This is a genomic window from Phenylobacterium sp. (assembly GCF_025351295.1).
GTDB lineage: Bacteria > Pseudomonadota > Alphaproteobacteria > Caulobacterales > Caulobacteraceae > Phenylobacterium.
Window position 1 is genome coordinate 61,640 of record NZ_JANXWD010000126.1, and the last position, 9,279, is coordinate 70,918.

At 69.4% G+C, this 9,279-nt stretch carries 10 protein-coding genes and 2 pseudogenes; 3 read left to right on the forward strand and 9 right to left on the reverse strand.

The genetic code is table 11. From position 1 onward, the window contains the following. The first annotated feature begins 1 nt into the window (after window position 1). Window positions 2-445: a biopolymer transporter ExbD gene (locus tag Q0R13_RS17850; protein WP_293906453.1), complete on the forward strand. Its 444-nt coding sequence runs from the start codon at window positions 2-4 to the stop codon at window positions 443-445. Window positions 446-749: 304 nt separating this feature from the next. On the opposite strand, the gene Q0R13_RS17855 is transcribed toward Q0R13_RS17850, so the two are convergent. Then, window positions 750-1,853: a GTP-binding protein gene (locus Q0R13_RS17855; RefSeq protein ID WP_293906455.1), complete on the reverse strand. Its 1,104-nt coding sequence runs from the start codon at window positions 1,851-1,853 to the stop codon at window positions 750-752. Between the two features lie 107 nt (window positions 1,854-1,960). Here Q0R13_RS17855 and Q0R13_RS17860 point away from each other — a divergent pair, with 107 nt between their 5' ends. Continuing rightward, window positions 1,961-2,938: a cation diffusion facilitator family transporter gene (locus tag Q0R13_RS17860; RefSeq protein WP_293906458.1), complete on the forward strand. Its 978-nt coding sequence runs from the start codon at window positions 1,961-1,963 to the stop codon at window positions 2,936-2,938. A gap of 14 nt (window positions 2,939-2,952) precedes the next feature. Beyond that, window positions 2,953-4,059 (forward strand): serine hydrolase, encoded by a 1,107-nt coding sequence (locus Q0R13_RS17865; protein WP_293906460.1) that lies wholly within the window; start codon window positions 2,953-2,955, stop codon window positions 4,057-4,059. Window positions 4,060-4,096: 37 nt separating this feature from the next. On the opposite strand, the gene Q0R13_RS17870 is transcribed toward Q0R13_RS17865, so the two are convergent. From Q0R13_RS17870 to Q0R13_RS17905, 8 genes and pseudogenes are all read right to left on the reverse strand, one after another. After that, window positions 4,097-4,528, reverse strand: a complete 432-nt coding sequence (locus Q0R13_RS17870) for a hypothetical protein (RefSeq protein ID WP_293906462.1) — start codon at window positions 4,526-4,528, stop codon at window positions 4,097-4,099. 111 nt (window positions 4,529-4,639) lie between these two features. Then, window positions 4,640-5,017, reverse strand: coding sequence for a hypothetical protein (locus Q0R13_RS17875; RefSeq protein ID WP_293906464.1), 378 nt, complete (start codon window positions 5,015-5,017; stop codon window positions 4,640-4,642). A 56-nt stretch (window positions 5,018-5,073) separates the two neighbouring features. Further along, window positions 5,074-5,448, reverse strand: a complete 375-nt coding sequence (locus Q0R13_RS17880; RefSeq protein WP_293906466.1) for a PRC-barrel domain-containing protein — start codon at window positions 5,446-5,448, stop codon at window positions 5,074-5,076. A 51-nt stretch (window positions 5,449-5,499) separates the two neighbouring features. Continuing rightward, complete coding sequence (locus tag Q0R13_RS17885) at window positions 5,500-6,702, reverse strand: helix-turn-helix domain-containing protein (RefSeq protein WP_293906468.1); 1,203 nt, start codon at window positions 6,700-6,702, stop codon at window positions 5,500-5,502. Between the two features lie 190 nt (window positions 6,703-6,892). Continuing rightward, complete coding sequence (locus Q0R13_RS17890) at window positions 6,893-7,195, reverse strand: hypothetical protein (protein ID WP_293906470.1); 303 nt, start codon at window positions 7,193-7,195, stop codon at window positions 6,893-6,895. A gap of 80 nt (window positions 7,196-7,275) precedes the next feature. Further along, window positions 7,276-8,190, reverse strand: coding sequence for an acyltransferase (locus Q0R13_RS17895; RefSeq protein ID WP_293906472.1), 915 nt, complete (start codon window positions 8,188-8,190; stop codon window positions 7,276-7,278). Between the two features lie 178 nt (window positions 8,191-8,368). Continuing rightward, window positions 8,369-8,773 (reverse strand): annotated as a pseudogene (locus tag Q0R13_RS17900) (transposase); the annotation flags it as partial. A gap of 207 nt (window positions 8,774-8,980) precedes the next feature. After that, window positions 8,981-9,279, reverse strand: a pseudogene (locus Q0R13_RS17905) (primosomal protein N'); the annotation flags it as partial.

Consider the following 9,279-nt stretch of genomic DNA (forward strand, 5'->3'; position numbering starts at 1 on the left):
TATGGCGGCGAAAGTCGGCGGCAAGGGCGGCGGTAAGTTCGACCTTGGCCAGAACGCGGACATGAACGTGACCCCCTTCGTGGATGTCATGCTCGTGCTCCTGATCATCTTCATGGTGTCGATCCCGGCCGCGACGGTCTCGATCCGGCTGGACCTGCCGCCGGCCATCCCGCCGCCGCCTGGCACCAAGGTGAAGGAGCCGATCCTGATCAACATCCAGCGCGGTGGCGTGGTGTTTATCGGCGAGCAGCCCACCAACCTGGACAACATCACCCGCGACCTGTCGGCCGCCCTGACCAAGGACGATCCGACCCTGCCGCCGACCGAACAGCGCGTCTACATCCGCGCCGACCGCGACGTGATCTACGGGGATTTCATGAGCGTCATGAACATCCTGCAGGGCAACGGCTTCTACCAGGTCGCCCTGATCAACGAAGAGCTCTAACCTTCGCACCGCTTCGCAAGACCCGCCGGGCGACCGGCGGGTTTTTCTTTGTCTTGCGCAGGACCTGTGAGCGGATTCAGTTTTGGTGACGGCGCGACCCTGGCCCATTCCCGAACCCAATCCTTCCCCCTCCGGGGGAAGTGGCCTGAGACCGCAGGTCGAGGGTCGATGGGGGAAGTTCAGAGGCTTCGTGCGCTTTCCCCATTGTCGCCCGGCTTCGCCATTGGCGACGTTTCCTCCAAAGGGGGAAGGTTGAGAGGCGGTAGGCGTCGGCGGTTGGATTGGACCCGGCTGGGCGCGAACCCTAGGCCGCGATACAGCTCTCGAACCCGGCTCGCAGCGCGGCCTCGTTGAGGTTGCGGCCGATGAACACCAGGCGCGAATAGCGGTTGTCGCCGGACTTCCAGGCGCCCTGGAAGTCACCCTCGAGGATCATGTGCACGGCCTGGAACACCAGCCGGCGGTCCTCGCCCTTGATGTCCAGGATCCCCTTGGCGCGCAGGATGTCGACGCCCTGGGTCTGCAGGACGTTGTTCAGCCAGGCGGTGACCCGGTTGGCGTCGAGCGGCGTCTGCGAGGTCAGCGAGACCGAGGTGATGCCGCTCTCGGCCACGTGGTCGTGGATGTGGGCATGGCCATCGTCGTGCGCATGGTCGTGGTGGTCGTGCCCATGGTGGTCGTGATCATGGTCGTGATCGCAGTCGTCGTCATGGACGTGCCCCGCCTCGCCGTGGGCGGGGTTCAGGAAGTCGGGCTGCAGCTCGCTCACCCGCGCCAGGTCGAAGGCGTGGCGGCCCAGGATCGTGTCCAGCGGCACGTTCGACCGTTCCGCCCGGTGGATCGGGGCCAGCGGGTTCAGGGTGCGGATCGCCCTCTCCACCTCCCGGAGCTCGGCCTCGGTGACGAGGTCGGTCTTGTTCAGGACGATCTGGTCGGCGAAGGCGATCTGCTCGGCCGCCTCGCGGGAATCCTTCAGTCGAAGCGGCAGGTGCTTGGCGTCCACCACGGTGACGACGCTGTCCAGCTCGGTCCGCGCGCGGACGGCCTCGTCCACGAAGAAGGTCTGGGCCACCGGCGCCGGGTCGGCCAGGCCCGTGGTCTCCACGATGATCCCGTCGAAGCCGCGCGCGCCGTTTCGAGTTTGGCGCTTCATCAGGCCGGACAGCACCCGGATCAGGTCGCCGCGCACCGTGCAGCAGACGCAGCCGTTGTTCATCTCGAAGACCTCTTCGTCGGCCCCGACGATCAGGTCGTTGTCGATGCCGATCTCGCCGAACTCGTTGACGATCACGGCGTAGCGCTTGCCGTGGGTCTCGGAGAGGATGCGGTTGAGCAGCGTGGTCTTGCCCGCGCCGAGATAGCCGGTGAGCACAGTGACGGGGGTCTTGGTCAGGACGGTCTCGCTCATGAGCGTCATCTAGTGCGTGCGTCGCCCACCCACAATCGTCATCCCACCGCGCCTTGACCCTCGGGGCATGTTATAGAATAACACCATCCCGCCACCGAGACCGCGCCTTGACCTCCACGGCCTCCGCCCCCGACCGGCCCATCCCCGAGGCGCTCGACGGCTTCCGGGACGATCGCCTGTACCTGGGCGCCGACCATCGCCGGAATGAGCGGCGGACCTGGATCGTCACCGCGATCTGCGCCGCGACCCTGGTGGTCCTGGTGGCCGGCGGGGCGGCGACCCACTCCCTGGCGGTGATGGCCAGCGGGCTGCACATGGGCGCACACGTCGCCGCCCTGCTGGTCGCCTCGGCGGCCTATGCCCTGGCGCGCCGCCACGCCGGCAACCCGGCCTTCAGCTTCGGGACCGGCAAGCTGGGCTACCTGGCCGGCTTCGCCAACGCCGTGGTCCTGGCGGTGACGGCGGTGCTGATCGGCGTCGAGAGCGTCATGCGCCTGCTCAATCCCGAGGCGGTGAACTATGCCGACGCCCTGCCGATCGCGGTCGGCGGCTTCGTGGTGAACCTGGTCTGCATCTGGCTGCTGAAGCCGACCGGGGCGAGCGCGGCGCGCCACGACCCGCAGGGCGACCTCAACCTGTCGGCCGCCCACCTGCATCTGACCGCCGACGCCGCCGTCTCCGTCCTGACCCTGGGCGCGGTCCTGGCGGGCCGCCAGCTGGGCTGGCGCTTCGCCGATCCCCTGGCCGGGCTGCTGGCCGCCGGCCTGGTCGCCCAGTTCGCCTGGACCCTGATGAAGCGCGCCGGCGCCGCCCTGCTGGACATCAACCCCTCCGCCGAACTCACCGCCGAAGTCCGCCGCCGCCTGTCCGGCGAAGGCGAGCGGGTCGCGGACCTGCACCTCTGGCGCCTCGGCCCGGGGCACCATGCGGTGATAGCGGTCATCGACGCCGCACAACCCAAGCCTGTGGCGACCTACCACGAACGGCTGGCTGGACTGGCGGGCCTCTCCCATGTGACGGTCGAAGTGCGTGGCGGCGTCCCGGGCGGCGCCGACAGTCACGGCCATGACCACGGTCAGGCCTGAGTTCGGGTAGGCGAATGGCCGGTTGGCTCCGACATCTGCGTGGGCGGCGCGGCCTGGCCGCAGGCGCCCTGGTGGCCGCCGCGGCGCTGGCCGGCGGCCTGGTCTCGGCCGATCGCGCGGTGAAGCTGGCGTCGGGCCCGCTGACGGAGACCCGTTTCCACATCCAGGCCCGGAAGGCCCCGCCGGCCCCGGCCGCCCTGCAGGCGCGGCTCGACGAGCTGACCGGCGCGTATGGCGAGCCGGTGGGCGTGGCGGTAACCGACGTCGCCCAGGGCTGGACCGCCGGCGTCGACAAGGACCGCCCCTACCCGCAGCAGTCGGTCTCCAAGCTCTGGGTGGCGATCAGCGTCCTGCATGCCGTGGACGCCGGCCGCATCGATCCGACCGCCACCGTCACCCTGACCGACGCCGACCGCTCGGTGTTCTTCCAACCGGTGGCCTACAATATCGGCAAGGACGGCTACGCCACCCAGATCTCCGCCCTGCTGCGCCGCGCCCTGGTGGAGAGCGACAACGCCGCCAACGACAAGCTGATGCGCGAGATGGGCGGCCCCGACGGCGTCGCCGCCGCCCTGGCCGACATGGGCCTGACCGGGGTCAAGGTCGGGGCCTACGAGCGCGACCTGCAGGCCCGCACCGCCGGCCTGGTCTGGCAGGCGGACTATGGGGTCGGCTGGAACTTCCAGGCCGCCCGCGAGCGCCTGTCCCGGCCCGACCGCGAGGCGGCGATGGCCGCCTACCTAGCCGAACCGCTGGACGGTTCGTCGCCGGCCGGGATCACCACTACCCTGGCGGCCCTGTCCCGCGGTGAGTTGCTGACGCCCCAGTCCACCGCCCAGGTCCTGGACCTGATGCACGCCTGCCGCACCGGTCCGCACCGGCTGAAGGGCGCGCTGCCCGCCGGCTGGTCCATCGGCCACAAGACCGGCACCGGCCAGGACTTCGAAGGCTATGCGGTCGGCATCAACGACGTGGGCCTGCTAACCGCCCCCGACGGCCACACCTATGCGGTGGCGGTGATGCTGCGCCAGACCCGCAAGTCGGTCCCCGACCGGCTGGCGTTCATGCAGTCCATCACCCGCGCCGTCGCCGACCAATGGGCCCAGCACACGGTCGATTGAGAACCGCCTGTCCCCGCGAAGCGAGCGGGAGAGGACTTCAGCTACCCGCGCCGTTCGCCGGCCGCTCGATGCCGCGGATCAGGGTCACGCGGATCGGCTCGCCCGCCATGTCCTTCGACGTCCAGACCGCGCCGATACCGCCGCCGGCCGGAAACACCGTGCAGTATTTGAACGGCGCCGGAAATGGCTTGGCCTGCTTCAGGCAGAGCTTGTCGCCGTCCTTCTGGCTCCACTTGCCGGACGACCAGTAGCCGCGGCGGCCGACCGCCTCCCAGGTGCCGTCCGGCTTGAACCACAGGCGCTGGTAGTGGCCGTCCGGGTATTGCGCCTTGATGGTGTTGCCGAACGCCGCCGGGACGCCGTGGACGTCCATCGACGGGGTCGACGGCGGGCCGGGGGTCGCGGCCAGGGCGGCGACGCCGGGGGCCAGGAGCGCGCCGGCAAGGGCGAGGGCGGGGATCGGACGCATGGTTTGGATTACGCTCGGCTATGACCAACGGATGAGGCCGGGGCATCGAAAATGCCCTGGCGCCCGACGTCATATCGAGCAAGCCACCTGAACCGAACCTGACCAGCCCGGTCAGGCGGCGCCCTTCACCAGGCTGAGCGTGATCCGCCCGCCGCCGGCGTCCTTCGACGGCCAGGACGAGCCCACAGCGCCGGTGCTGGGGAAGTTGGTGCAGTATTTGAGCGGGGCCGGGAACGGTTTGGTCTGCTTCAGGCAGACGGTCTCGCCGTTCTGCGTCCATTTGCCGGACGACGCGGTCCCACGCCGCCCGATCGCATGCCAAGTGTGATCCGCCTTGAACCAGTAGCGCTGGAAGCGGCCATCCGGATAGGTTGCCTTGACGGTGTTGCCGAAGGCGGCCGCGATGCCGGCGGGCGCCGCCATGGCGCCGCCGGCGGTGAGCAGCAGGAGGGCGCAGGCGGCGAGGATCGGACGGTCAAGGTTTCGCATGAACTGACAACGCGCGACGGCGGATTTGGACGCGCGCCGATGTGAAGCTTGTTCGATCAGCCCCAATAGGGCCCGACGCCATAGGTCGAATAGTAGCCGTAGATCGCCTCGCGGCTCAGTTCGTCGTTCCAGCCGCTGAGTTCGGTCTCGTCGATCATCGGGGCCTTTTCCAGGTCCGCCTTGATCAGCGGCACGATGTAGGCGCGCCTGGCCTCATCATACTTCAGCAGCTTCCAGGGCACCGGATGGTACTTGGCGCCCAGGCCCAGCAGGCCGCCGAACGACAGGATCGCATAGGCCACCTCGCCGGAGACCTTCTCGATCGCCACGTCCTCGATCTTGCCCAGCCTGTCGCCGGCCTTGCTGTAGACGTCGGTCCCGTTGACCCGGTCGGCGGGGATCAGGGCGTGGACGGGTTTCTTCGCGGTCATGTCAGTCTCCGTAGGATGGTCACGAAGACAACGGCCGGGCGGGGATCCGGTTCAGCGCCCGGCGGCGACCGGCTTGGCGCCCAGGTTGGTGCGGCCCATGCCATCCACCTCGTACAGCGCCTCCACCGGCTGGCCTGACCTGGCGTGGAGCGCAGCCAGCGACCTGGCGTCGGTGGCGATCTCGGCGGTCTGCATGACCCCGATGTCGCGGTTGCCGGCGATGATCACGAAGTGGTTGCCGTTCGGCCCCTTGAAGGCGGCCAGGTAGCCATAGTCGCGGTTGGGCCCGTCGCCCGGCGCCGCGCCGGCCCCGCTGACATAGGCCTTGCCGGTCTTGCGCTCGATCAGTTCGTCATAGGTCGCGCCGATCTTGAACCGGGAGCGATCGAACACCGGGTCCTGCAACAGGCGCATCGCCGAGAGGTAGCCCACATAGACCACGTCGGAGCTCTTCATCATGTCCGGCGTCAACCGCGAGGTGGTGATCACCCGCACCCGGTCGATGCCGCCGGCCGCCTGGCGAACCAGCGGCATGATCTCGCGCAGCGCCAGGGTCGCCCCCACGGGGGTGTAATAGGTGTCCAGGTCCACGTAGCGGCCCTGGAGCTTCGGATTGTCCATCAGGTAGGCGTCGAGGTCGGCGGGCGAGTTGATCTCGAAGGCGCGGATCATCCGCTTCGGCTCGAGTTCGTAGTCGGTGTCGCCGAAGATGTAGTAGTCGCCGACCACCACCAGCACCGGGCGGCCGCGTCCGATGTCCGCCCAGAGCGGCGTGGCGGCGATGCGGGCCAGTTCCCGCGACGGCCCCGCGTCGCGCGCCACCAGCCACCAGGCGCCGATGTTGGCGGCGACCAACAGCGCCGCCGCGCCGACCGCGGGCCAAAGCCAGCGCGGCCGGGGGGTGGGCAGGGGGGCCGCGACCGCAACCTCGGCGGCATCCGCCACGTCCAGGCGGTACTCGCCGACCGGGATCACCAGCCGCTGCGGCTCATCGGCCCCGGGTCCGGCGTAGAACGCCTCCAGCTTGCGGCGCAGGCGATGCACATAGACCCGCACCGAGGCGTCGCCCGACAGGTCGAGCTCGCGGCCGAACACGTCCTGGGCAACGTCGGCCTCGCGCAGGATGCGCCCGTCGCGGGCCGGGTCGGCGAGGTAGTCGAACAGCCGCGAGAGGCCGTGCGAGCGGCCCAGCATGCCGCTCTCGCGGACCCGCGCCACCTGCCGCGCCAACGCCTCGACACGATCCCCGTTCATACCTGACTTTCGAACCCTCGGGCGCCTTCGCGCCGAGGCAGCCAACGCTGCTGTAACCCTCTGTAACGGCCATGCAAACCGCAAACTGCCGACGGGTCCGCGGCAGCCGGACTTGGCCAACCGATCAAAGGAAAGGCCCCGGAGCTCGGCTGAGCTCCGGGGCCTTGATAGGGTCGGTATGTCCTCCGGCCTACTTCTTCATGGCGGCGGCCTTGGCCTCGCCTTCAGCCTTGGTGGCGTCAGCCTTCTTGTCCATCGCCGAGGCCTCGGCCTTGGCAGTGTCCTTGGTGGCGTCCGCCTGCTGCTTCATGGCGTCGGCGCTGGCGTCGCCGGCGGCCTTGGTGGCGTCGGCCTGGCCTTCGACCTTGGTCGCCTCGACGTTGGCGTCGGCCTTGACGGCGTCGGCCTGGGCGTCCGTGGCCTTGTCGGCCTTGTTGCAGGCCGCGAGGCTGAGCGCGGCCATGGCGGCCGCTGCGATGATTGCGATGCGCATGCTGGTTCTCCCTGGAGTGTCTGTGGGGCTAGAGCGCACGGAAGCGTGATTGGTTTCACGGGAACCTGTAGAAAACCCGGCTACCCCTCGGGTCGGGGCCCCGGCTTCAGCGCGAGGGTTGGCTTCTCCACCAGGAACCAGCTGGCCGCGGCGAACGGCAGCACCGCCAGCACCGCGGTCGCCAGGTTCAACTGGCCATAGGCGGCCAGCAGCTGCTGGATCGGGAACGCGTAGATGTAGATCCCATAGCTCAGGTCCGCCGGGAGCTTGCCCGGCCGCGACAGACCGATCACCGCGGCCGGCAGGGCCAGCGGGCCCACCAGCGGAAAGGCCAGGGCCGAGACGGCGCCCAGCCAAAGGGGCACGCGCCTGCGGAACAGCTGCAGGGCCGCTCCGCCGAAGAACAGCAGGCCGTTGCGGGCGACCAGGAAGGCGATGCGGCTGGCCCGCTCCGCCGCCCAGTCCGGCCGCGCATAGGTCATGGCCGCCCACACCACCACGCACAGCCCGGCGATCGCCAGCACCGCCTGTGGCCGCGCCCGGACCAGCATCAGGACCAGGTAGAAGCTGAACTCGAGCCGCAGGGTCCACAGCACGCCATTGACCACGTCAGCCATCGGCACGGCCTGGAACACGCCCGGCAGGTGATAGGTGGCCGGATAGAGCAGGGCGTTGCGGACCACATAGAGCGCCGCCTGCGGCCAGTACTCCCCGGCCGGCGCGGTGGTGACGAACCCCAGGGCCGCCACGGTCACCACCAGCGAGACGATCAGGGCCGGTTCGATCCGCAGCAGGCGCTTGACGAGGTAGGTCCTGGGATCGCGCCGGTAGCTGCCGGCCACCAGATATCCGCTGATCACGAAGAAGATCGACACCCCCAGGGCGCCCAGGTCCTCCACCCCCACGATCCGGAACGGCGCCCGCCCCGCCAGCGGAAACGTATGGCTCACCACCACCAGCAGCGCCGCGATCAACCGCATGAGGTCGAAGGTCATGGGGCGAGCGTTAGCACGCGATCCCCTTTTCCCTCCCCTTTATGGACCGTTGCGTAGTTGAGCGTGTCGAGCGTTTGGGACGTTGGGGGCGCTTGGCGGGGTCGCAAGTTGCGTGGTTTGGTTGCGTTGGCGGCGATTTCCGGATCGGCGGGGTGTTTTGGACGGGCTCGTGGCGTGGTCAGGCGGGGCCGAGGGTCACCCAGCGGCGCAGGTTGAAGGCCATGGCGACGAGCAGCACCTGGGCGGAGGCCTTGGCCAGGCCGATGTAGCGGATGGCGGTCAGGCCCATGCGCCGCTTCCAGGTGGCGAAGGTGGTTTCCACGGCTGATCTGCGCCGGCCGATCAGCCGGTTATAGCGGGCGAGCCGGGGCGGCAGCGTGGGGTGATGCTTGTTGGGCCGGCGCATCAGGCGGGCCTTGACGCCCCTGGCCTTCAGCGCCGCCTCCCGGGCATGGGTGTGATAGGCCGCATCGCCCCAGACCGCCTGCTCGTCGCCGCGGATCAGTTCATCGGCGGGCGTGGTGTCGTTGACGTTGGCCGGCGTGGTGATCACCGAGCCGACGATGCCTGAGCCCTCGTCGACGCAGCTTCTCGAAGCGATACCACCTCACCAGCGTGATCAGCCGGTCCAGCCGGTCTGGCCCGCCCGCCTTCGCCAGAAGCCACCGATCCACAAAGCCAAGCTGGCCCCTCCGCTTCACCGCCATCGCAACACTCCCCGTCTCCAACAACAGGCAATCACGATCCACGAATTACGCAACGGTCTCCCGTAGGGCGAGGGAAACGCTCGCTACAGAAAGCTGTACGGGTCGATGTCGATGGCCAGGCGGATGGCGCCGGGCGGGCGGACCCGGGCGCGCCAGGCGGCCATGTAGGCGGAAAGGTCGACGCCGCGGTCAGCGCGGACCAGGAAGCGCTTGCGCCGGCGGCCGCGGATCAGGCCCAGCGGCGCTTCGGCGGGGCCGTAGACCTCCACGCCCGGCGAGTTGGGCGCCGCCTCGGCCATCTTGCGCAGGAAGTCGTCCAACTGGGCGGCGTCGGGTCCGGAGGCGATCACCGCCGCCAGGCGGCCGAACGGCGGCAGGCCGG